Origin of the sequence: Rhodococcus sp. 24CO (genome assembly GCF_050586165.1) — a bacterium.
Lineage (GTDB): Bacteria > Actinomycetota > Actinomycetes > Mycobacteriales > Mycobacteriaceae > Rhodococcus_F.
On sequence record NZ_JAZFNF010000010.1, the window covers coordinates 132,670 to 159,606 of the forward strand.

The 26,937-nt window shown below is 62.5% G+C and carries 1 protein-coding gene; it reads right to left on the reverse strand.

Going from position 1 to position 26,937, the window contains the following annotated elements:
* Positions 1–26,934, reverse strand: coding sequence for a non-ribosomal peptide synthase/polyketide synthase (locus V2B23_RS24810; protein WP_430952731.1), 26,934 nt, complete (start codon positions 26,932–26,934; stop codon positions 1–3).
* Between the last annotated feature and the right edge of the window lie 3 nt (positions 26,935–26,937).

Below are 26,937 nucleotides of genomic sequence, written 5' to 3' on the forward strand. Positions count from 1 at the left end.
TCAGAAGTCAGTGGACAGCGCGCGCGCAAGTGCCGGTCCGATGATGGTCATAGCCTGCGGTTCGATCATCTCGTTATGGGCGCAGTCGACGGGTATCTCATCGACCCTCCCGGTCACGAGTGGTTTCCACTCTTGCGGTGACCGCTCCCGAGTATCGCTGTCCCCGTCGCGTGTGGCCGGGAATATGAGCAGGTTCCCGTCATATACTTGCGGAACGAATTGGTGACCGATCCGCTGCGAGTTCTCGTATCCCGCAGCAATCCGTTCGAGGTCTTTCCCCCTTATCCCGGTCTCGGTCCCGAGGGATTCGTCGAGCAGTGCAGCGGCGTGTTCGAAGGTCATCTCACCTCCCGATTCGATCTCCAATCCGAGTCCTCGCAACAGATCTCGAACGTCGAGTCCGCCCTGCGGTGCTGCCTCACCGTTGTCCGGATAACTGTCCATGACAGCCAATGTGGCGACCTCACGACCAGACAATTGAAGTTCGACAGCCATGGCGTGTGCGATGACGCCGCCGAGCGACCAGCCGAGCAAATCGTACGGACCGTTAGGCGCGATGGCCTCGATTTCTTCCACATAGCGGTTCGCGAGTTGTTCGATCGACCGGTAGTCGCCGTCGTCACTGATCGTCGGTAACTGCAACCCGTACACGGGCCGATCTGGTGGTAAGTACTGCACCAAACCCGCGTAACCCCAAGATAATCCGATTCCCGGATGCACACAGAACAACGGCCGTCCGCTCCCCTCGGCGCGTAGCGGAATAACCACGGCAAGAGCCTCTTCCAGATCGCTGCTCGCTGTCGGGATGTCGAGGCGCCTGGCGATTCCCGCCGGCGTGGGGTCGAGGAACATCCATTGAAGCGGAATCCTCCGATCCAATCGGGCATGGAGGGCGGTAACTATTCTGGTCGCGATGAGCGAATTGCCACCGAGGTCGAAGAAACTGTCGGCGGTGCCTACCCGATCTACTCCGAGAACTTCGACAAAAGCGTCCACGACAGCATGTTCGGTTTTGGTGGTTGGCGCGTGATATTCCGCACCGATCGACCCGAATTCGGGTGCAGGCAAAGCTTTTCGATCGAGCTTACCTACCGGTGTCATCGGGATGCGATCGAGTACCACCACTGCTGCCGGCACCATGTGCGAAGGCAACCGCTCCGCCGTGAAAGCGCGTAGGTCCGCGGGCTCCACCTTGTTTCCGTCCACTGCTCGCACGTACGACGCGAGAACAGTGTCACCCGATGGAGCGGTATGGCCGATGGTAGCGGCAAAGTCCACCGACGGATGCCGAACGAGAACGGCGTCGATTTCGCCGAGTTCGATACGGAAACCACGGACCTTGACCTGGAAGTCGCTACGTCCGATGTACTCGAGCGTGTGGCCAACGCTATTTCCCGTCCCGCTGTTTGCCGACTCGCGCCACCGGACCACGTCGCCGGTTCGGTACATCCGGCGCCCCGGCTCGCCGTACGGGCACGCGACAAACCGTTCCGAAGTCAGGACCATTCGATTGTGGTAACCGCGCGCCATGCCGGGACCGATGATGTACAACTCGCCGTGAACACCCAACGGAACGGGCTGCAGTCGCTCGTCGAGGACAAGGAAGCCGAACCCTAGCGCCGGCGCCCCGATGTTCACCCCTTCTCCGGGCCGCATCGGTGCGCTGACACTGGCCTGAACTGTGGTTTCCGTCGGTCCGTACCCGTTGTGCAGGCTACGCCCCGGCGCCCATTGCGCCACCACATCCGGTGGGCAGGCCTCCCCCACCAAATCGAGGACGTGCAGCGACTCGAATCCGTTGTCACCCAATGCCGCCAGCGCCGTGGGTGTGATGGTGGCATGGGTGACCTGCTCGTCGCGAAGCAGGTCGGCCAATTCACTGCCGCCGTACACTGCGGGCGGAACGATCACCACACGCGCCGACGCACTGAACGCCATCATCAACTCGAACACCGACGCGTCGAAGCTCGGGGAAGCCAATTGCGATACCCGCGAATCGTGAGTGACGTCGAATCGTTCGCGCGTTTCCGCGGTGAGGTTCGCCAACCCACGATGAGTGACGTTGACACCCTTCGGCTTTCCGGTCGAACCCGAGGTGTAAATGAGGTAGGCCGGATGTTCGAGATGCAGTGGGCACGTCCGATCCTGGTCGGTGACCTCGGCCGCCGACTCCGCGGCCACCCGCTCCGCAAAATCCACGTCGTCCAGTACCAGCCAAGGAACCGTATCGGGTAATTGACCTCGACTGCCCGTTACGGTGAGCCCGACCGAAGCACGGCAATCTGCGAGCATGTAGTCGATCCGCTCGCGCGGGTATGCGGGATCGACAGGCACAAACGCTGCCCCTGCCTTTGTGACCGACCAGATCGACACGACGGATTCGATCGACCGCGGCATCCCCAATGCCACAAAGGTTTCCGGACCAACTCCACGCGCTCGCAAGACCCTGGCCACTCTGTTGGACCATTCGTCGAGTTCGCGATAGCTGACGTGGCGACCTTCGTAGGTCAACGCCACCGAATCCGGGTCGAACGCCGCGGCGCTCGTGAGCAACTCGGGCCACAACTCAGGTTGCACTGCCGGCTCTCCGAGCGCCGGCACCATCGTGCGACGATCCATCTCGCCCAGCAGCGGAATGTCGCCGATCGGCCGCTCGGGGTTCTCGGTGACGGATTCGAGAACGCGCACGAACATGTCGGCAAACCCGGCAACTGTCTCCGTGTCGAAAAGGTCTGTGGCGAAGTCGACGGCACCGCTCATCCCCGCCGGCGCACCATCGTCATCGAATTCCTCCGCCAGCAGGAATTCGAGGTCTACCTTGACTACGTCGAGTTCAGGGTCGAGTCCTCCGACTTCCAACTCCGGCAGTGTCAGCACCGGCCGATCGTTGTTCTGGAATTCGAGCGACACCGAGGCTATCGGCGCATACGCCGTCGACCTGTTCGGACCGATCGTGTCGACCACTCGCTCGAAGGGGACATCGGCATGGGCAAAGGCCCCGAGATCAACCTCGCGGCAATGCTCCGCCAGCGCGCGGAACGAGTGTGCCGGTTCGACTCTCGTTCGCAGGGCCAGCGTGCCGACAAACATGCCGATCAGGTCGTCGAGAGCGCGATCCCCCCGGCCGGCGATGGGCGTCCCGATCACCACGTCGTCAGTGCTGCCGAGACGCGCCAGCAGAATCGCGAGCGCGGCGTGCACGGTCATGAACTCGGTGGAGTGATGCCGACGCGACAGTTCCCGGATCCGGCGATGAAGGTCACGTCCAACACTGAAGTGCACACGAGCGCCGTGGAAGGTCTGCTGCGCCGGCCGGTCCCGATCGAGCGGCAGTTCGAGAAGATCCGGAGTACCGGCCAGCGCGTCGCGCCAGTAGGCAAGCTGTTCTCCGATCACCGACTCCGGGTCGTCATCGTCACCGAGTACCTCTCGTTGCCACAACGCGTAATCGGCGTACTGCACCGGCAACGGCGCCCAGTCCGGCGCGGCGCCGCTGGTACGCGCCTGATACGCCGTCATCACATCCCGAACAAGCGGGGACATCGAGAAACCGTCAGCCGAAATGTGATGTACCACAACAGCCAGAACGTGTTCGGTGTCGGAGAGCGCAAACAGCGCGACTCGCAACGGAATACGCGCGGTGACATCGAAACCCGCCGAGACCAGTCGGGCAAGCTCGTCATGCAGTTCGTGCTCGTCCGCAACACGATGAGGCAGCAGAGATTCCACCGCACTCTCGGTCGGGAGTATCTGCTGGACGGGTGCAGCCCCGCGGATGGGGAACATCGTTCGCAGCGACTCGTGCCGGGCGACCAGATCGGACACCGCCGAATCCAGCGCCGCCACATCGAGTTTGCCACTCAACCGCACCACGATCGGAATGTTGTACGCGGGAGAGCTGGTGTCTAGCTGATTGACAAACCACATTCTCTGTTGAGCGAACGAGAGTGGAATGTCTTCCGGCCGGGTGCGGGCAGCGAGGGGCGAACGCCCGGATTCTCCGGTACCGGGTTGCTCTGTTGTCCCCAGTTTCTCTGTTCTACCCAGTTTCTCTGTTGTGCGCAGTTGCTCGATGCGCGAGGCCAGGCCGTCGACGGTCGACGCCTCGAAGAGATCCCGCACTGCGCACTCGACACCGAGTACAGTCCGGAGTCTGGCTGTGACCCGAGTTGCACTGAGCGAATTGCCGCCGAGTTCGAAGAAATCGTCGTCGGCGCCTACCCGTTCGAGGCCTAATACATCGATAAAGACCTCTGCGACTGATTGAGCAACCAGCCCCGTCGGCTCTCGGAAAGGACGGGTCCGTGACAGTACGTCGGGGATAGGCAACGCCGAACGGTCGAGCTTGCCCACTGCTGTCAGCGGAATGCGCTCCAGCACAGTGATCGAGGAGGGAACCAGGTGCGAGGGCAAGCGCGCAGACAACGCGCTCGTGAGCTCCTCGCCGTCGAGCACTCCTCCTGCCGCAGGTACGACGTAGGACGCGAGCAAGGTGTCGCCGGCTGGGCCACGGTGAGCGATCGTGGCCGAAAACCCGACATTGGGCTGCGCCATGAGAGCACTGTCGATCTCACCGGGTTCGATGCGGAAACCACGAACCTTGACCTGGAAGTCACTGCGACCCACGTACTCGATGCGCTTCTGCGGAGTCCAACGCACGATGTCCCCGGTGCGGTACATGCGCGCTCCCGGAACGGCGGGATTGGCAACAAAGCGTTCGGCGCTCAGCCCGGGCCGGCGGTGATATCCACGCGCCAACCCGGCCCCGGCCAGGTAGAGCTCACCGGGCACGCCGACCGGCACCGGTTGCAGCCGAGCATCGAGTACGAGTTCGCTGACGCCGCGGATAGGCCCACCGATGGTGATCGGGTCGCCAGGAATCATCGGTGCGCTGATGTTGGACATGATCGTCGTTTCGGTCGGCCCGTACGCGTTGTGCAACCGGCGCCCCGGCGCCCAACGGGTGACCAGATCGGGCGGGCACGCCTCGCCGCCGACCACGAGGTCCGAAAGATCTTCGAGCCCAGCCGGATCGAGGGATGCCAGCGCCGCGGTGGTGATGAATGCGTGGCTGACGTCCTGCTCGCGCAACAGACGGGCGAGTTCCTCGCCGCCGTACACGTCTGGTGGCGCAATCACCATCGTCGCGCCGGCGCCGAACGCCTGCAGATATTCGAAAAGCGACCCGTCGAAACTCGGTGTGGAGAAGTGCAAGGTTCGAGATCGGGCGCTCGCCGAGAACCTGTCGATCTGATCACGGGCGAAGTTGTCGAGACCCCGGTGCGTGACCACCACGCCTTTGGGCAGGCCCGTGGAACCTGAGGTGTACACGACGTACGCGGCGCTATCCATCCTGATCGGACGGATTCGGTCGTCATCGCTCACCGGCGCCCCGGAGTGTTCCTCGCATTCGCCCACGAAATCGGGGTGGTCGAGAACCAGCCAACGCGCGGTTCCCGGGAGACGATCGTGGTGATCGGTTGTGGTGATTCCGAGGATTACTCCCGAATCTGCCAGCATGTGGGAGATGCGCTGGTCCGGATAGTTCGGATCGATCGGCACAAACGCGGCGCCGGTTTTTGCCACCGCCACTATCGACAGCACCGAATCGAGAGAGCGCGAAATCCCCACCGCCACAGAATTCTCCGGGCCCACGCCGCGCGAGATCAGCACTCGGGCAATTCGATTCGATCGCCGGTCCAACTCCCCGAAGCTCATGTCGCCGTCCTCCGAGACGACGGCGATCGCGTCCGGATCACGCGTTGCGGCGTCGTCGAAGATCTCGGGCAAAGTGCGAGTCGAACCGCCGCTGGGGCCACGGACCGGCGCCAGTTCGCGGCGCTCGCTGTCGGACAACAACGACACGGCGGCCAGAGGTAGGTCTGGGCGAACACACGCGTCGAGCACCTGGTGCAGGCGCCGCGCCATGGATTCGACTGCGCCCGCACCGAAAACGTCGGGAAGATATTCGAATTTGAGGTGCAACCCGGTGTCGACCGAGGCCACCAGACTCAGCGGATAGTGAGCGGCGTCCTTGGCGTTTACACCGGCGACTCTCATTCCGGCGATGTCGGTGTCGGTCGACAATCCTTCGCGGTCAACCGGATACGACTCGAACACGGTCAACGTGTCGAATCCGATCTCCGGACCACCGACATCCTGGATCTCCGCGAGTCCGAGGTAGTGATGATCCAACAACGCCGCCTGCTCAACCTGAACCCGATCGAGCAATTCACCCAACGTCTCATCGGTGCGCAGACTGATCCGGACAGGAAGTGTGTTGATGAACAGTCCGATCATCGTTTCGATGCCACCCAATTCGGGTGGTCGGCCCGACACTGTGGCGCCGAACAGCACGTCGTCACGACCGGTCATCGCGGCGAGCACGATCCCCCACGACACCTGCACCAGCGTGTTTACTGTCAGTCCGCGCGAACGCGCAACATCTCGCAGACGCGTAGTCCCCTCTTCGCCGACATCGAACTCCCACTCCGCCGTAATGGTGGACAGCCGACGCGCCCGATCCACAGGAGCGAGCAGGGTCGGGCCGTCCACCCCGGAGAGAGCCCGGGCCCAGGCGTCTCGGGCGTCACCGTGATCGCGGCGACTCATCCACTCGAGGTAATCACGGTACCCGCGGGTACGTGGCAGTACCGACGCGTCACCGTCGACGGCGTACAACGTCAACAGTTCCTTGACCAGCAACGGCATCGACCAGCCGTCGAGCAGGATGTGATGGTTGGTGACCACGAGCGTGTACGTGCTCGCCGTGATTTTGATCAGTGTGAACCGGATCAGCGGCGGTTGTGTCATGTCGAACGGCGTCGACCTGTCTTGCGCCAGAACCTGGTCGACGTTCTGCTCGCCACCGGCCGTGAGATCAACCTCTCGCCACGGCGGGGACACATGGCGCCTGACAACCTGCACTGCTTGGCCGTCCACGTCGTGCAGAAAAGCGGTGCGAAGGTTGGCGTGCCTGTCGACCAGTGTGGCAGCGGCGAGGTGCAACCGATCGGAATCCACGTCTCCGACAAGGTCGAGCGCCACTTGCACTAGGTAGGCATCGACAGATTCGTGGTCGTGGGCAGACTCGTCCGCCAGTTCGGCATGGAACAGGAGGCCCGACTGCAATGGTGAGAGCGGCCAGACGTCAGCCAGATCCGCGAAACGGCTTTCGAGGTCTTCGATCGCATCCTGCCGAAGGTCGACCAGATCGAAGTCGGACGGCGTGAACCCACCACGTGATTGCGCGTACGCGCCGAGCGCTGCAAGCGCTTCCAACCACAGCTGGGCAAGCTGTTGCGCGTCTTCGCTGGTGAGAACACCAGGGGGGTACGTCCATGTGGAGCTCAGTACCGGACCGTCATCGGTGTCGATCGTCATGGCATTGATATCGACGACAACAGCGAGCGGCAGGTCTGCCGTTGTAGCGTCGCGCAGTCCACCATCGTCGATCGGCGCCCAACCCGCTGAACTGTCCATGCCGGCACTGCCCAGCCGTCCGTGGTAGTTGAAGCTGATCTGCGGATCGGGTAGCGGAGAAAGCTGACGCGCCGTTTCACTGTTCAGATATCGGAGCAACCCAAAACCGATACCGCGCTCGGGAATTGCGCGAAGCTGCTCCTTCACCGTCTTGATCGCATTGCCCATGGACGGACCGCCGGCAAACGCGTCGTCTAGATCCACGCCGTTCAGATCCACACGAACCGGGAAGATCGTCGTGAACCATCCGATAGTGCGGGCAAGATCTGCACCGAGCACGACCTGCTCTTCGCGGCCGTGACCCTCGAGATTCAGCAATGCGTCCGCATGATCGATCCCGCGATCACGCCGCCACCGGACCAACGCCAGGCTCAGCGCAGTCAACAGTCCGTCGGCAACACTGCCGTGAAATGCCCGCGGCACTGCCACGAGCAGGTTCTCGGTCAACGCGGTGGGAACTCGCACCTCGATGTCCACTGCAGAGGCTCCGGTGTCGGTGGGCGTCAGTGCCCGCGTACCCAGCGCCGGATCGGGACCGGTGAGCGTCTGCCGCCAGAAGTCGAGTTCAGCCGCGCGGTGCGGATCGTGGGCCGCGTCGACCAGTGCGTGCGACCACCGACGCATCGACGTTCCCACCGGCGCTGCGGCCGGCTCGACACCGGCCTGAACCTGAGCACAAGCCAGGGCAAGATCGGGGATCAATATTCGCCAGGACACGCCGTCCATCACCAGATGATGAACAGCAAACAACAAGCGGCCCTCTCGATCCGGACCGGCGTCGAGCCACACAATCTGCACCATGACGCCCGACTCCGGGTCCAACCGCCCTACTGCCGCATCAAGTTCCCTTGCGGTATCCGTCGTGCTGTTATCGGTGACGATCGGAACCCGCCGCACCACGGCGGATGCCTTTACCGAACCTTGGCCCGTCACCTCTAGTGAATAGCCGTGCTCGGTGTGATGAAGCCGCGACCGCAATACGTCGTGCCGGTCAAGGACTACCTGCACGGCCGTCGTCAGAGTGTCTTCATCCATGTTGCCCGGAACCGTGAAGAGTGCAGACTGCGAGTAACGGCGGAAATCACCGCCACGATCGAACATCCACACAGCGATCGGTGTCAACGCAATCTCACCGACGCCACCGCCTGGCAGCTCGTCCAGAACAACTTCGCCGCCGCTCGTTCGCGCAGTCTGCGCCAGCGCCGCAACGGTTTTACGCTCGAACACATCTCGCGGTGTGATCAGAACTCCGGCTGCCTTGGCCCGCGTCACCAACTGGATCGACATGATGCTGTCGCCGCCCAAGGTGAAGAACGAATCGTCGACGCCTACTGTGCCCAGTCCCAGAACCTCGGCAAACAGGTCGACGAGAATGCGTTCGTTCTCGGAAACCGGAGCTCGACTCACTCTGACCTGTCCACCGAAGTCTGGTTCCGGTAGCGCTTTTCGGTCGAGCTTCCCGTTCCCGGTTAAGGGTAGTTCGCCGAGGACAACAACGACCGACGGCACCATGTGAGATGCCAAACCCTCACCGACCTCGTCGAGGAGCGCAACAGGATCGATGACCGCGCCGGCCTCCGGCACCACGTAACCCACCAACCGGTCACCGCGTGCCACCGCGGCAGACTGCGCCACCCGCGCGCCGGCGAGCAAAGCCGACTCGACCTCGCCGAGTTCGATTCGATAGCCCTTCACCTGTACCTGTTGGTCGTTGCGGCCGAGATACTCCAACTGGCCCTGCGCATTCCATCGCGCCAGGTCGCCGGACCGGTACATCCGTGCCCCGGGGGTGAAGGGGTCCGGCACAAATCGTGCCGACGTGAGCCCGAACCGGCCGAGATACCCGCGCGAGATCTGCGTGCCCGAGACGTACATCTCTCCGGCCACACCCGGCGGCACCGGATGAAGCCGATCATCGAGCACGTAAACGCGGAGGCCGGGCAATGCCGGGCCGATCACCGATGCGGATTCGTCGCACACAAGGTCGTGATCCAGCGGTAGGTAGCTGACATGCACCGTTGTTTCCGTGATGCCATACATGTTGACCAGGGTCGGGGCACTGTCGCCACGTCGCGAGTACCAGCGCTCCAACTGCCCGAAGTCGAGGGCTTCCCCGCCGAAGATCACATACCGCAACCACAAGTCGGGTTCGCCGGCCAGGCGGTCGGCCTGGGCCAGTTGGTAGAAGGCCGTCGGAGTTTGATTGAGCACGGTCACGCGCTCGCGCTGCAGGAGTTGGAGGAATGCCTCGGGTGAACGGGCGGTGAAGTAGTCGACCAATACCAAGCGGCCACCGTGGGCAAGGGCACCCCACATTTCCCAGACCGAGAAATCGAACGCGGCGGAATGGAACATCGTCCACACGTCATTTTCGCCGAATTTGTACAGCGCCTGGGTGTTTGCGAGCAATGTGACCACGTTGCGGTGCGCTACCTGCACGCCCTTCGGCCGTCCGGTAGAACCCGACGTATAGATCACATATGCCACCGAATCGGGGTGCAGCGGACGAAGGCGGTCGGCATCCGTTACCGGAAGTGGCGAGAACCGGTGCAGCGCAGTCACAGTTTCTTCACTGTCGACCACGATCGTGGGGACAATCGAAGACTCCAGTGCATCGCTGTCTTCGACCGTGGTGAGCGCGCAGGCCGGCGCGGCATCGCTCAGCAGGAATTCCAGTCGCTGCGCCGGAGAAGCCACGTCCACCGGGAGATAGCCCGCACCCGCCTTCACTACAGCCACCAGCGCCACAACAAGATCGACGGAACGCGTCATAGCCACGGCGACCAGAGTTTCCGCACCCACTCCTCGCGCCACCAGCAGTCTCGCGAGGCGGTTCGCCCGCTCGTCCAGTTCCCGATATGTCACCGCACTGCCGCCGTCGCTCACCGCAACGGCGTCACCCGCAGACGCCACCGACTGATCGAACAGATCCACCAGCGACATCGGTTCGACATCAACGCCCGGCCGGTTCGGTTCAAGGAGCACACGCTCACGTTCTGTCGGGAGCAATACGTCGATATCACCCACCGACACCGACGGGTCCGTGGCCACCGACTCGATCACGCGCGCAAATCGCTTCGCCAGATGTTCAATCGATGTGTGATCGAAAACATCACTCGCATAGCGGAACCCGGCGCTGATTCCGGCCGGCGAACCGTTCTCGTCGACCCGCTCGATGAGACTCAATTGCAGGTCGAATTTTGCCACGTCCAGATCGACGTCGAGTTCGCGGACAGTCAGCTCAGGTAGTTCGAGTCGCAGGTGGCTGGCGTTCTGGAATTCGATGACCACCTGAAACAGAGGTGTGTGCGACGTAGACCGTTCTGGTGCAAGCTCGTCCACCAACCGTTCGAAAGGGATATCCGCATGCCCGAAGGCACCGAGATCCACCGACCGCACCGCATTCAACACGTCCGTAAAAGTGGCTCCCGGCGATACCGGTGTTCGAAGCACCAGCGTATTGACGAACATCCCCACCACGTCGTCGAGTAACGCTTCACCCCGGCCTGCGACCGGCGTGCCCACCGTGACGTCACCCGAGCCCGACAAACGTGCCAACAGCACTGCCAGCGCAGCATGCATCACCATGAACAACGTCGAATTACTCTGGCGCGCAATCTCGGCCAGTTCACGGTGCAAGCTGAGCGAGATGTCGAATGGGACCACCGAACCTTCGGTGGACCGCTGAATCGGCCTCGGGCGATCCAACGGCAACGGCAGGACCTCGGGGATGCCGGACAACGCTGCCGTCCAATACTCGAGCTGATCGGCGACCACCGACTCCGGTTGTTGCTCCGTGCCCAGAACCTCCCGCTGCCACAGGCTGTAGTCGGCATACTGCACCGGCAACGGCGCCCACGCGGGACTCTGATGGTGCGCGCGGGCGGTGTACGCGTGCATGACATCCCGCGCAAGCGGTGTCATCGAGAATCCGTCAGCCGAGATGTGGTGAGCGACAATGGCAAGAACGTGTCGCTCAGGAGCCAGTCTCAGCAGCTGCGCGCGGATCGGAAGGTCCGTGGTGACGTCAAATCCGGTGCCGATGAAGCCCTCGATCACATCGTGAAGTTCCTGATCGAGTGCGGGAATCGGACGAAGGTCCGGCGCGACATCCGAGGGTTCGAGAATCAGCTGACGCGGTCCGTCTGCCGAGCCCGGGAACACCGTCCGCAAGGACTCATGCCGGTCCAGCACATCGCCGAGCGCCTCACGCAGGGCCGCCACATCCAGTGCTCCGTCCAACTGCATTACAACCGGAATGTTGTAAGCCGATGAGGACGTGTCGAACTGGTTGACGAACCACATGCGGGCCTGGGCAAGGGACAGCGGGATTCGATCGGGCCGCGGCCTCGCTGCGAGTGCGGGTTGGGTGAGTTCTGTTCCTGCAGCCGACTCGAGCCTGGCGGCAAGCGCGGACACCACCGGTGTGTCGAACAGCCCGGCTACACCCAAATCGGTGTTCAAGGCACTGTTGATCCGTCCCACTGCACGGGTAGCACTGAGCGAGTCGCCGCCGAGCGCAAAGAAACTGTCGTCGACGCCGACGCGATCAACACCGATCACATCGGCAAATGCCTGCGCGACCACTTCCTGTACCGGTGTACTCGGGGCTCGATATACCGCTGCGGCAAATTCCGGTTCCGGCAGGGCTTTTCGGTCCAGCTTGCCGTTCTCGGTCACCGGCAATGCCGCCAACACCGTCACTACCGACGGAACCATGTACTCGGGCAGATCCTGCGCTGCCGAGTCGAGCACTTCTCGCTCGACCACCGTTATCCCTTCCGCGGCCACAACATATGCAGCCAGGAAATCACCGGCGGCCCCGCTTCGGAGAACCACCACTGCCTGCGCCACCCCATCCTGGCGCGCCAATACTGCCTCGATCTCCCCCAACTCGATGCGCTGGCCCCGTAACTTCACCTGGAAATCACTGCGCCCGACATACTCCAACTCACCCAAAGGAGCAACATTCCCCCTCACTCCGCTCGACCCCGCACTGCCACTCCGCACCCACCGCACCAGATCCCCGGTCCGATACAACCGCTCCCCAGTCGCCCCGAACGGATTCGCCACAAACCGATCCGCAGTCAAATCCGCCCGACCCAGATACCCCCGAGCCAACTGCACACCACCGAGATACAACTCCCCCACAACCCCCACCGGAACCGGATGCAAGCGCCCGTCCAGGACATAGGTGCGGGTGTTCCACACGGGCGCGCCGATAGGCACACCGGTTACGTCGGACCCGACATCGGCTGGAACAACCTCGTGGAACGTCACATCCACCGACGCCTCCGTCGGACCGTACAAGTTGTGCAATTCTGCATCACTGCACCGCAGCAGACGCGCCGCCGTCGATGCTGCCAGCGCCTCTCCACTGGTGAACACCCGCCGCAGAGAGTCACAACCGCCGACATCTGTGCCGGCAAGAAACGCCTCCAGCATCGACGGCACAAAATGCACCGTCGTGACCGACTCGTCGCGGATCACCCGGTCGAGATACACCGGATCACGATGCCCACCAGGTTCCGCAATCACCAGTCGAGCACCAACCTGCAACGGCCACAGCAACTCCCACACCGAGACGTCGAACGTCACCGGCGTCTTCTGTAGCACCACGTCACTGGCATCCAACGGGTAGCGATCCTGCATCCACAGCAAACGATTGACCACACCCGCGTGCGGAACCACCACACCCTTCGGCCGACCCGTGGAACCCGACGTGAACATCACATACGCGGGATGCTCCGGCCGTAGTGGCGCGATCCGCTCGCAGTTGCGCACCGGACCCGACGAATATTCCGATACGTCAACATGATCCATTTCCACTACCGCCACACCCCCGGGCAGCACAGCCCGCTCGGCAGCCGTGGACAGCACCAGCACCGGGTCGACCGCTCCCACCACATAGGCGACGCGCTCTGCAGGCTGATCGGGGTCGATCGGAACGTACGCCCCGCCGGCCTTCACCACGGCGTAGATTGCCACCAGCATCTCGAGCGACCGAGAAACCGCAACACCCACCCGCGACTCCGGACCCACGCCCGCACTGATCAGCAGATGCGCTAGTCGGTTCACGCGCGCATCGAACTCCGCGTACGTCAACACAACACCGTCTACGACCACCGCGCCGGCTTCCGGAGTGCGCGCCACCTGCGCATCGAACAGATCCACCACAGTCGTAGCGGGTACGCGGTGACCCGTCGCGTTCCACGAATCCAGCACCAACTCGCGCTCACCGTCGGCAAAGATGTCGACTTCAGTGACCGGCGTCGAGGCGTCGAGAGCAATCGTTTCGAGAATCCGCGTCAACCGATCGGCATACAGGTGGACTGTCGCGGCATCGAAGATCGACGGTTGATAACGCACGCTCAGACGCAACCGGGGTTCGAGGATCGAGAGCAGGGTCAGTGGGTAGTGCGTCGCGTCGCGAGCATCGAGACCCCTCACCCGCATACCGGCGATATCTACATCGTCGTCCAGCCCTGACGTATCGACCGGGTACGACTCGAATACCGACAACGTGTCGAACAGGTTTCCCACTCCGACACGGGCCTGAATCTCACCGAGTCCCAGCTCGTGATGATCGAGGAGAGCGGCCTGCTCCTCCTGTATCCGAACCAGCAACTGCGCGCACGTCTCGTCCGGATCGATCTGCACTCGCACGGGCAACGTGTTGATGAACAACCCCAGCATGTTTTCCACACCGGGCAGTTCCGGTGATCGCCCCGAGACAGTGGCGCCGAATACGATATCGTCACGAGAAAGCAAGCGGGACAGTAGAACACCCCACGCCACCTGAATCACCGTGTTCATCGTGACCCCGCTGCGCTGGGCCGTGGCAGTGAGGGCATCGAGCACCGAAGCGGGCAGGTCGATGTCAACTTCGGCCGGCACAGCCCGGTGTGCGCCAGGCGCGGAAGGCGCCAGCACGGTCGGCTCGGTAACACCGCCCAGCGAGCGTTCCCAGGCCTGGGCTGACGCTTCGGAATCCCGATGCGCCAACCAGGTCAGGTAATTGCGGTACGGCGGCGATTCCGGAAGATCCACTGGGGTTCCGTCGGCGGCGTACCGCGTCAGAAGTTCGCGCACCAGCAGGGGCATCGACCACCCGTCGAGGACGATGTGATGGTTTGTCACCGCCAGCACAGATCGCCCGGGTGCAGTTCGCAGCAGTGTCAGACGCAACAACGGAGGTGAGTCGAGATTGAATTTGGCGCTGCGATCCTCGTCGAGGTAGCGTCGCAATTCCTCGTCGGCAGCCGAGCTGTATCCGGTCAGATCCACCTCCCGCCAGGGAATCTCCACGTCATCGACAACTACCTGAGCGGCAGCGCCGTCGCTTCCGTAGACAAACGCGGTACGCAGATTCGGGTGACGGGCAACCAAACCTGCTGCAGCGGAACGCATGCGTCCTGCATCGACGGAACCTTCCAACTCGATGCACAGCTGCGCGGTATACACGTCCACGGTTTCTGCTGCCACCGCGGCGTGAAAGAGCAACCCCTCTTGCAGCGGCGAGAGCGACCATACGTCGCGCACTGCTGGGAATCGCTCCTCCCACGATTCGATCTGCTGCTGGCTCACCGACACGAGTGGAACGTCGGACGGGGTGAGCCCACCCGCACCCGGCAGCCACGTGTAGGTGGAAAGTCCTTCGAGGCCACGACTCCACAGATCGGCAAACGCCGCGACATCGTCCTCATCGATGACACCGGCCGGGTAGGTGAACGTCGCGGTCAGATGCGGACCGTCCGGACCGTCCTCGACGGCAGCGTTTATGTCGATCACGGAGGCGACCGGCATGGCGTGGTTCTGTGTCCCACCGAGCTCTCGGCTGCCCGCAACCGGTAGCCAGTCTTGCGTTCCGTCAGAGGTGCTCACTCGTCCCAGATAATTGAAACTGACTTGAGGAGAACCGTATTGGCTAAGCGACGATCCCTCGTCATCGAGGTATCGCAGCATTCCGTAGCCGATGCCGTGATCCGGGATCGCACGCAGCTGCTCCTTGACGGCTTTGACCGACTGCCCTGCAGCACGACCACCTTCCAGCGCATCGTCGACATCGATTCCGGTGAGATCCAGCCGGACCGGATACACGGTGGTGAACCACCCGATTGTGCGGGAGAGGTCTGCGCCGGGGACTGCATTTTCCTCGCGGCCGTGTCCCTCGAGCGTAATCAGGGCGTCTGCCGCATCAGTTCCCCGTTGACGACGCCAACTGACGAGAGCCAGCGCCGCGGCGGCAAGCAACCCGTCGCCCACACTTCCGTGAACAGCCGCGGGCAACGTGGTGAGCAGACTGCTGGTAACGGCTGGCGGTACATCGACGGTGACGGTGCCGACACTCGCGTCGACGTCGATCGTGGGATCCAGTGGCCGTGAACCGATCAACGGATCGGGGCCGGCCAGGATGCTTCGCCACAGGTCGAGTTCACTGCTTCGCACGCTCTCACGCAAGCCGTGGGACCAGCGACGCATCGACGTTCCGACCGGTGCGAGCGAAGGAATCTCACCGGCCTGGACTTGTCCCACTGCCGACGCAAGATCCGAGACGAGGATGCGCCACGAGACGCCGTCCACAGCGAGGTGATGAATCACCACAAGGAGTCGGCCGTTGGTATTCGGGGCGTCGAACCAGATGATGCGCACCAGCCCGCCGGCGGCCGGATCCAAAAGGTCGGCAGCGGCCTCGAGTTCCGCGGATGCCAACGCGGCAAAATTATCCCCGTCAACCGTGTCGACAGGCACCCGACTGATCACCGTATCCGCTGGGATCGAACCTGGCGGCAGCACGTCCATGCCAGGGCTTGCCATGTCCCGGTGTGCACTGTTGTCCACGATCAGACGCGCCCGAAGCATATCGTGGTGGTCCAGCACTTCCTGGACTGCGAGAGCAAGAACGTCCGGCGTGAGGCTGGCGGGTGCTGCCAGTAGCAAGGCCTGAGAGAACCGATCGAGTTGGCCGCCGCTGCGTTCGAGCATCCACGACGCGACCGGGGTCACGGGCAGGAAACCGACACCGCCACCGGGCAACTCGTCGAGGGTGTCCACGTCGTCACCGTCGAAGCGCGCCGATTCGGCAAGCGCCGCAACGGTTCTGTGATCGAAAACGTCTCGGGGACTCAGAATCACACCGGCAGCCTTTGCGCGGGCAACCAACTGAATCGACATGATGCTGTCCCCTCCGAGCGCAAAGAACGAATCGTGGACGCCCACCGATTCCAGTCCGAGTACCTCGCTGAACAGTCCGGCAAGCAACGCCTCGGTCTCGGTTCGCGGTGGTCGATCCGGTGTCACCGCGGCAGAGAAGTCAGGCGCAGGCAGCGCCGCGCGATCAAGTTTCCCGTGAACCGTGAGCGGAAGAGATTCGAGTATCACCAGCGTCGCCGGCACCATGTACGACGCCAGTCGCGCAGCGGCAACATCGAGAACGTCTCTCGAGTCGATTATCGCGCCAGGTTCGGGCACCACGTAACCGATCAACCGGTCACCACTACCGTCACCGTTCCATACGTGTGCAACCGCCTGAGCAACGTCGCCGTGTGCACTGAGAGCCGATTCGACTTCGCCGAGTTCGATGCGGAAACCACGGATCTTCACCTGTGAATCAGTACGCCCGAGGTACTCCAACTGCCCGTCTGACGACCACCGCACCCGATCACCGGTGCGGTACATGCGCGTTCCGCCCGGGCCGAAGGGGTCGGCCACAAAACGTTCGGCACTCAGGCGGAACCGCCCGTGATAACCACGTGCAAGAGCCGGACCGGCAAGATACAACTCGCCGGCGACACCAACCGGTACCGGCTGTAGCCGAGAGTCGAGCACAACTTCAGTGAAACCGCGGGTGGGCGCACCGATGGTGACCGGGTCCGAGGGCGCAAGGGGCGCACTGATACTCGACACCACTGTCGTCTCGGTCGGTCCGTAGGCGTTGAACATCCGCCGGCCCGGCGCCCATCGTGCCACCAATTCGGGTGGGCAGGCCTCCCCACCCGTCACCACGCATTCGAGCGAAGACAGACCTGCCGGTTCAACCGACGCCAGTGCCGCCGGAGTGACAAAACAATGCGTGATCCGCTCCGATTCGAGCAGGTCCGCCAAGGCGGATCCGCCGTACACGGACGGCGGCGCAATCACCATCGTGGCGCCGGCACCAGTCGCCAACAACAATTCGAGAATAGATGCGTCAAAGCTGGGTGACGCAAAGTGCAGTGTCCGCGATCCCGTTGTGGTTCCGAATGTTTCGCGCTCCTGAAGGGCAAAGTTGTGCAGACCGCGATGTGTCGTGACGACGCCCTTGGGTGTGCCGGTCGACCCGGAGGTATAGATCAGGTACGCCGGATTATCGATCCGAAGCGTCGATGTCCGCTCCTCATCGGTGATCCCCGTCGACGGGTAGGACGACAGTCGTTCGCCGAAGCCCGGTTCATCGAGTACCAACCACGGCACTACCGCAGGAAGTGTGGCGTGGTGCGCTGCTCCGGTCACGCCCCACACTGCGCCGGAGTCGGTGAGCATGTATTCGATGCGCGCAGAGGGATGATGTGGATCGACAGGCAGAAATGCGGCCCCTGTCTTGGCCACGGCCCACAGCGCCAGAATGGACTCGACGGATCGCGGCACGCACAGCGCAACTACATTCTCGGGCCCGATACCGTACTCGATCAGCATGCGGGCCAATTGATTCGAGCGCCTGTCGAGTTCGTGGTACTGGACCTCACGCGTGCCGTAGATCAGCGCAACAGCATTCGGATCGTGAGCGGTTGCGGCTGCCAACAGATCCGGCAGCGCGCTTGGGGCCGCTCCCTCCTTACCTCGAACCGGGGTAAGGTCGTCGCGTTCACCGGCGCCGAGGATATCAATATCTCCGACCATCACATATGGATCAGCGGTGACACACTCGAGGATTCGCTGCAGCCGCCGCGCACACGTCAAGGCAGAGTCACTGTCGAAAAGGTCTGTAGCATAACCGAATTCTGCATCCATGCCGGCCGGGTTACCGTCCGCGTCCACACGCTCCGACACTGTCAATTGCAGATCGAAATTGGTGGTATCGATCTCGACATCGACACTGGTCACCTGCAGATCGGGCAACTCCAACGTCGGACGCTCGATGTCTTGGAACTCCAACATGACCTGGAAGAGCGGAGAATGTGCGGTCGAACGTGACGGATTCACCACTTCCACAACACGTTCGAAAGGAACTTCCGCATGCGTAAATGCACCCAGATCAGCTTCCCGGACGGTGTGGAGCAACTCGGCGAACGTCGCGTCCGCGTCGATTGCGGTGCGCAGGACAAGCGTGTTGACGAACATGCCCACGACGTCGTCGAGCTCCCGCTCACCACGGCCCGCGATCGGCGTGCCCACGGCGATATCGTTGGAATCACTCAACCGCGCCAACATCGCCGCCAACACCGCATGCACAACCATGAAGACCGTGACGTTGTATTCCCGTGACAGGGCCACCACGCGCGCATGAACCTCGGGATCTATCGAGAAGGGGACGTGTCCGCCGCGAAGCGAACGAACAGCGGGACGCGGGCGGTCGGTGGGTATCTCCAACACCTCGGGTAGACCAGAGAGTGTGGTGCCCCAATACGCCAACTGCGTCGACATCAGCGACTGCTCATCGGATTCCGAACCCAACCACTCGCGTTGCCACAACGTGTAGTCGGCGTACTGAACGTCGAGTGGCGCCCAGCCCGGTGCCGAACCCTGCACACGTGACGAATACGCGCCCATGACATCTCGGGCCAGCGGCGCCATCGAGAAACCGTCGGCAGCAATGTGGTGCACCACTACTGCCAGGACATGAGAGGCCACCTTTCCTTCGAGCCGGAACAAACCGGCACGCAGCGGGACCTGCTCTGTCACGTCGAAGCCTTCGGCCAGCACCTGCACACACTTCTCGCGAAACTCTGCGTCACCGGACACAGCGATGGGATCAAGATCAGGCACTGCACTGGCGGTAGGCACGACTACTTGGTGTGGGCCGTCATCGGTGAGCGGAAAGATTGTGCGCACTGCCTCATGTCGTTCGACGACGTCACCAAATGCCGCCTGCAGCGCACTGATATCGAGCGCGCCGTCCAATCTCAACGCAAACGCGACGTTGTACGCCGACGACGACGTGTCGAACTGATTGACAAACCACATCCTCTGCTGCGCCAGCGACAGTGGAACTTCCGCAGTGCCACCCCGTGGCTTCAACGGCGGTCTGGATTCCACTCCGTCATTCGAGTGCGCCAATGCCGCCAAATCCGCGACGGTCGGAGCGTCGAATACGTCCCGCACACCTATCCTGTCCCCGACAACGGCATTGATCCTCGCGACCAACCTCGTGGCGATCAGCGAGTTCCCGCCGAGGTCGAAGAAATTGTCGTGCGTACCTACTTTCGCGACTCCGAGTAGATCGGCAAAAACAGTGGCAACAATGTCCTCGATCGGATTGCGAGGCGCAAGATATTCGGCAGCACCGGATTCGAAATCTGTATCCGGCAGCGCTTTCCGATCCAACTTTCCATTTGGCGTCACCGGCAGCTCGTCCATCACCACCAGCACGGACGGCACCATGAACCCAGGAAGCTCGGCCGCGGCCCGCTCCAAAATCACTCGCTCGTCCACCGTCGCCCCTGGCTGGGGAACCACAAACCCAGCGAGATAGTCGCCCGCGGCACCCGGCCGAAGTACCACGACCACCTGCGCCACCCCGTCGTACCGGGCCAGCGTTACCTCGACCTCTCCGAGTTCTACCCGCTGGCCCCGCACCTTCACCTGGAAATCACTGCGCCCGACATACTCCAACTCACCCAAAGCAGCAACATTCCCCCTCACTCCGCTCGACCCCGCAACATTCCCCCTCACTCCGCTCGACCCCGCACTACCACTCCGCACCCACCGCACCAAATCCCCAGTCCGATACAACCGCTCACCAGTCGCCCCGAACGGATCCGCCACAAACCGATCCGCAGTCAAATCCGCCCGACCCAAATACCCCCGAGCCAACTGCACACCACCGAGATACAACTCCCCCACAACCCCCACCGGAACCGGATGCAAGCGCCCGTCCAGCACGTAAACCCTGGTGTTCCACACCGGCGAACCGATCGGCACACCGGTTGCGTCGGACCCGACATCGTCCGGTCCGACCTCATGGAACGTCACATCCACCGACGCCTCCGTCGGACCGTACAAGTTGTGCAGCCCGGCACCGGGAATCAACTCACGCATCCGCCGCGCAGTTCCCGGCGGCAGCGCCTCACCCGAAACAAACACTCGCCGGATACCGCGGCACCGCGCCGCCGACGCCTCGGCAACAAACACCTCCAACATCGACGGAACAAAATGCACAACCGTCACCGACTGGTCGACAATCACGTCCGCGAGATAGGCCGGATCACGATGCCCACCCGATTCTGCGATGACCAACCGAGCACCAACTTGCAACGGCCACAGCAACTCCCACACCGAGACGTCGAACGTCACCGGCGTCTTCTGTAGCACCACGTCGCTGGCATCCAACGGGTAGCGATCCTGCATCCACAGCAAACGATTGACTACGCCCGCGTGCGGAACCACCACACCCTTAGGCCGACCCGTCGATCCTGACGTGAACATGACATAGGCCGCATGTTCCGGCCGCAGTGGAGTGAGCCGGTCATAATCCGTCAGCGGCGAACTCGAAAACTCACTCACATCAACATGATCCAGCTCGACCACGGACACACCAGCGGGCAATACCGAACCTTCACTCGAAGTTGTCAGTACCACCACGGGATCCGCGGCGCCCACCACAAACCCGACCCGGTCCGGAGGCTGATCCGGATCGATCGCGACGTACGCCCCACCCGCTTCGAGCACGGCATACACCGCTACCAACAACTCCACCGAACGAGAAATGGCGACACCCACTCGCGATTCCGGACCAACACCCACCGAAATCAGGAATCTGGCCAGCCGATTCACCCGCGCATCGAACTCCCGATACGACAACACCGCTCCATCGCACACAACAGCTGGCGCATCCGGTGTCCGTGACACCTGCCGATCGAACAGATCGACCAAAGTCACCGGCGGAATCGGTCGATTCGTCTCGTTCCACACCCCCACAACCACATCACGCTCACGCGAATCGACCACCTCCAGGTCACCGACGGGGGTGTTCGAATCCGCGACTACCGCGCTCAGAATTCGAACGAACTGCTCCCCGAAGCCGGCGACCGTATCCCGATCGAAGATGTCCGACGCGTACGTGAACGACGCCGCGAATCCTGCTGCCGCGCCCATGTCGTCACGGCGTTCCGCAAGCGTCAACTGCAGATCGAATTTGGCGACACCGGAATCTACCGGTACAACGTCCACTGAGAGGCCGGGCAGCTCCAGGTGAGGCGCGACCGTGTTCTGGAATTCCAACAGGATCTGGAAGAGCGGTGAATACGACGTCGAGCGTTCCGGCGCCAATGCTTCGACGACACTCTCGAAGGGCACCTCGGTGTGGCCGAACGCCGCTAGATCCACCTCACGGACGCCCGCCAGTGTTTCTTCGAAAGTCGCGGCAGAATGTACAGCCGTCCGCAGCACCAGTGTGTTGACGAACATCCCGACCAAGTCGTCGAGTGCCTCCTCACCACGCCCTCCGGTCGGTGTGCCGATTGCTATGTCGGCCGATCCGCTCATCCGCGCCGACATCACCGCAAGCACCGCGTGCATCACCATGAACACTGTGGCGTTATACCGACGAGCAAGCCCCAGGACATCACTGTGCAATTCGGCGGGAACCGAGAACTCGACGGTCTCACCGCGCAGCGATCGCTGCGCCGGCCTCGGCCGATCCAGCGGTAAGTCGACAACAGCGGGAACGCCGGACAGCTTCGACTTCCAGTACCCCAACTGCGCGGCCATGACGCTGCCCGGATCTTCGGCGAGGCCGAGAACGCCCTGTTGCCACAGGCTGTAGTCCGCGTACTGCACCGGTAGTGGGAGCCAATTCGGATCCTGATTCGCCGCTCGCGCCGCGTATGCCGCCGTGAGGTCGCGGGCGAGAGGCGCCAATGACGCTCCGTCCGCCGAAATATGGTGTACCACAAGAACCAGGACATGCTCATCGGGACTGATCCGGAACAACGCACTGCGAACGGGCACATCGGCACTCACGTCGAAACCCCGACTGGCAAGTTCGGAAATCCGTGCATCCAACGTCGAGCGCGTGGCGTCGACAAGCGGAATCAAATCCGGGATCACCGGCGCCGGCGGAACAATAACTTGAAGAGGACCGTTCACCGACGCCGGATACACGGTGCGGAGCGACTCGTGGCGGTTGATCACATCTGTCATTGCGGCCCGGAGCGCATCTACATCCAACGTTCCAGCCAGCCGCACCACCATCGGAATGTTGTACGCGGCCGACGATACGTCGAACTGATTGACGAACCACATACGTTGTTGTGCAAGCGAAACAGGGACTCTGCTGGGACGCGGTTGCACGTTCAGATTCGGACGGCCGGAGCGAGCGGCGCTCCGCGCACTGCGAATTTCCACGGCCAACGCGTCAACGGTGGGCGCCTCGAACAGACTCCGTACGCCAAGGTCGACCCCCTCTGCCGCGTTGACCCGAGCGATCAGCCTGGTTGCCACAAGGGAGTTTCCGCCGAGATCAAAGAAGCTGTCGCCCAATCCAATCCGTTCAATCCCGAGGACATCGGAGAATATCTGTGCAACAACCTGCTCGAGCGGGTCGAGCGGAGCACGGAATTCGCCGGCGGCGCGCAGAAATTGTGGCGCAGGCAACGCCGCACGATCAAGCTTCCCCACCGGCGTCATCGGCAACTCGTCGCGCAACACGATCGCCGCCGGCACCATATACGTGGGCAGATGTTCCCCCACGTATTCCGTCAAGTCGGCGGGCGACAGCACCTGCCCGTCGGCGGGCACTACATACGAGACGAGCACGGTATCGCCTGACGGCGCGGTTCGTGCCACGGTTACAGCAGTCCGCACCCGCGGATGAGCAAGCAGGAGAGCGTCGATTTCACCCAGTTCGATGCGGAACCCGCGGACCTTCACCTGGAAGTCGCTGCGACCGACGTATTCGAGCGTGCCGCCGCGGCGGCGCACCACATCTCCAGTTCGGTACATCCGGTCACCAGGATGGCCAAAGGGGTTGGCCACAAACCGTTCTGTGGTCAATGCCGATTTTCCGTGATACCCGCGAGCGAGGGATTCACCGGAAATGTAGAGCTCACCGGCAACACCGTCCGGGACGGGATTCAATCTCGAATCGAGGACAACTTCGACACACCCGCGAAGCGGGCCACCCAGAGTGATCGGTCCCGCCGACGACATCGGCGTACTGATATTCGCCATGACGGTGGCCTCGGTCGGCCCGTAGGCATTGCACAACCTGCGACCAGGGGCCCACCGCTGCACAAGCTCCGGCGGGCATGCCTCGCCGCCGAACACAACATCTCGAAAGTCGGGAAGGCCGTCGGCGGGTGTTGATCCGAGTGCGGCGGTGGTGATGAATCCGTGGGTGACCCGTTCGGTTTTCAGGAAGTGGGCCAACTCCTCGCCGCCGTAGATCGTCCGTGGCGCGATCACCATGGTGGCTGCGGCCCCGAACGCCTGCAGATACTCGAAGATCGACGCGTCGAAGCTCGGGGTCGAGAAATGTAGCGTCCGAGAGTTCGGTGTGGCCCCGAACCGTGAGAGTTGCTCAGCAGCAAAGCCGTCCAGTCCACTGTGGGAGACCGACACGCCTTTCGGTCGCCCCGTGGAACCCGAGGTGTAGACCACGTACGCGGGATTCTCGCGGCGGAGTGGACGCGCTCGCTCGGAGTCGGTGACTGCCGAAATCGGCATTGCCGCGTAATGATCACGAAAACTGTTGTCATCGAGAGTCATCCACGGAATCGAATTCGGCAATGACGATTGCTCAGCGGAAACTGTCAGCCCCACGACAGCGCCGGAGTCCACCAGCATGTGTTGGATTCGTTCAGCCGGATACGTCGGATCCACGGGAACAAATGCCGCACCGGACTTCGTCACGGCGAGCATGGCCAGGACCGACTCCACCGAGCGTGTCATACCCAGCGCCACACGATCTTCCGATCCGATGCCGCGGGCTGCCAACACGTGCGCCAACTGGTTCGAACGTTCGTCGAGTTCTCGATAGGTCACCGAGGCGCCCTGATATGAGAGCGCAATACCGTCGGGATGTGCCCGCGCAGCCGCATCGAACAACTCCGGCAGGGTGAGCTGCGAACGTCCCGGCGCGGTGTGGACCGGAAGGAGCGCTCCCCGTTCGTCGTCGGAGAGAATATCGATGTCGCCGACTACCCGCTCGGGGTCAGCGGTGACAGCCTCCAGAATTGTTCGGTATCGAATTCCGAGACGAGCCACAGAGTCGGCATCGAACAGATCGGTGGCAAACCCCAGCGTCACATTGATGCCGGACGGCGCGGCGTCGTCGCTGAACATTTCTTCCGCAGATACCCGAAGGTCGAATCGGCCGATACCGTTGCCAGTCCCCTCCGCAACAGCGCCGCTCTCGAGGCCGGCCTCGAACAACACCTGGACAACAGGCGAATACGCAGGGGATTGCTTGACCTCCAGCTCCCCCACCAACCGATCAAACGGTATATCGGCGCGCTCGAACGCTTCCGCGTCGACCCCGACAACGTGGCCCAACAGTCGTGTGAAGGACTTATCCGGTTCCACCTGGTTGCGCAGCACGACGATGTTCGATCCTGCCAACACCGGCGTCCCGACCGCTACGTCGAGCACACCGGACAGACGGCTCGTCACGAGCGCGAACCCGGCGTGCAATACCTCAAGCGTGGTGGTGTTGTGTTCCTGGGCCAGCGCGATCAGGTGCTGATGTGTGTCAGCACTGATCCGAACGTCAACGCGATCGGCGTTCAACGACTGCGCCGCGGGTCGAATTCGGTCGGACGGGAGACTCAGCAATTCGGGCATCCCCGCGAGCTGGTTCTTCCAGTACTCGACTTGCCCGGCTTCACGACGCAGTTTCATGCCGGCGCGGAATGAGCGGTCGTGAATGGTGGCAAGCCGCGCGTCCGGAGCCGCCGCGATCAGTTCTTCCAGCAGTTCGACGAACTGACCGTGGTGCGTACGCAAGCCCGAATCCTCGTACCTGTTCGGATTCGCCCGGAAGTCGACGAACAGTTGATCCGCGCTCGGATACACATTGACCAGGAGATCTTCCACCGGTCCCGAGGTGACGATGTGGTATTCACCCACCATCGCGCCGAGCTCGACTTCTTGTCGGAACATCATGACGTTGACCATCGGCCCGGCCAATGCGTCGTCGCTGCTGACACCGGTTGTACTGGAACCACTTGTACTGACACCGTTGATCACGCCGATGTCGCGGCGAATGTCTTCAAGGCTGCAGCGCTGATGCCGTAGTGCGCCCATCAACTCACGCTGAACCCGGGACACGAGTTCGGTGACGGTATCCCCTTCGTCGACCGAAATGGACAGCGGCGCAACGTTGACCATCATTCCGCCGGACTCGCGCAGTACCGCCGTCGTCCGGCCCGACATCGGAACTTGCACCAGTACAGTGTTTTTCGCGGTGAGTCGTGCCAGATAGCAAGCCAGCGCTCCGATGATCGTAGCCGCCTGACCTTCGGATTCCAGGAGACCGGCAGACGATTCCCCTGACAGCACAGCACTCTGGAGTTTGCTCGCAGCGACTGCGGGTTCGTGTCCGGCCGCCAAGGTCGAACCGGTGCCGCCTGAGTTCCTCTCCGCCCAGTATTCTCGATCGGTGGCAAACCGGTCCGACGACCGGTAGCGACTGTCGATGTCGTACAGCTTGCGCAGTGGCGCAGCGCGATTCGGATCCGGTTCACTCCCGGACACCGCTGCCGAGTATCGGTGCGCAATACGATTCATCAGCGTCATCGCACCAAATCCGTCGAGTGCGACATGATGAATTCGGCTGTACCACAAGTAGTGCAGCTCACCCACGCAGAGCACCGAGGTCTCGACCAGTCGATCAATTCCGAGATCAAGTGTGGTCTGATAATCCCGCTGCATCCACTCGTGCGCAGCGACCATCGGATCGTCGTAGCCACGGAAATCGATGAGCTCGACCGGGATCTCCATCGAGTTGTCGACGTACTGCATCGGCTGACCGTCGACCTCGAGCACTCTGAGCAAGGGCGACTGAAACTCCCGCGCGACCGTCCGGGTTTCCCTGCGCAGCAGGTCAACATCGAGAGCTCCACGCAACTCGACGTAGTGGGCTATCGAAATCGGCACCTTCGGCTCGAGTTGCTGCGCGAACCAGGTCGCACGCTGCGCAGCGGAGAGAGGAAACAGCTCTACGTCCGAAACTCGAGTGGGCTGTTGCCTGACATCGAAGCGTTTCACAATAGTGCCACCCTGTTGGGTCTCCGCAGCCGCCGAATGCGTAGCCACGTC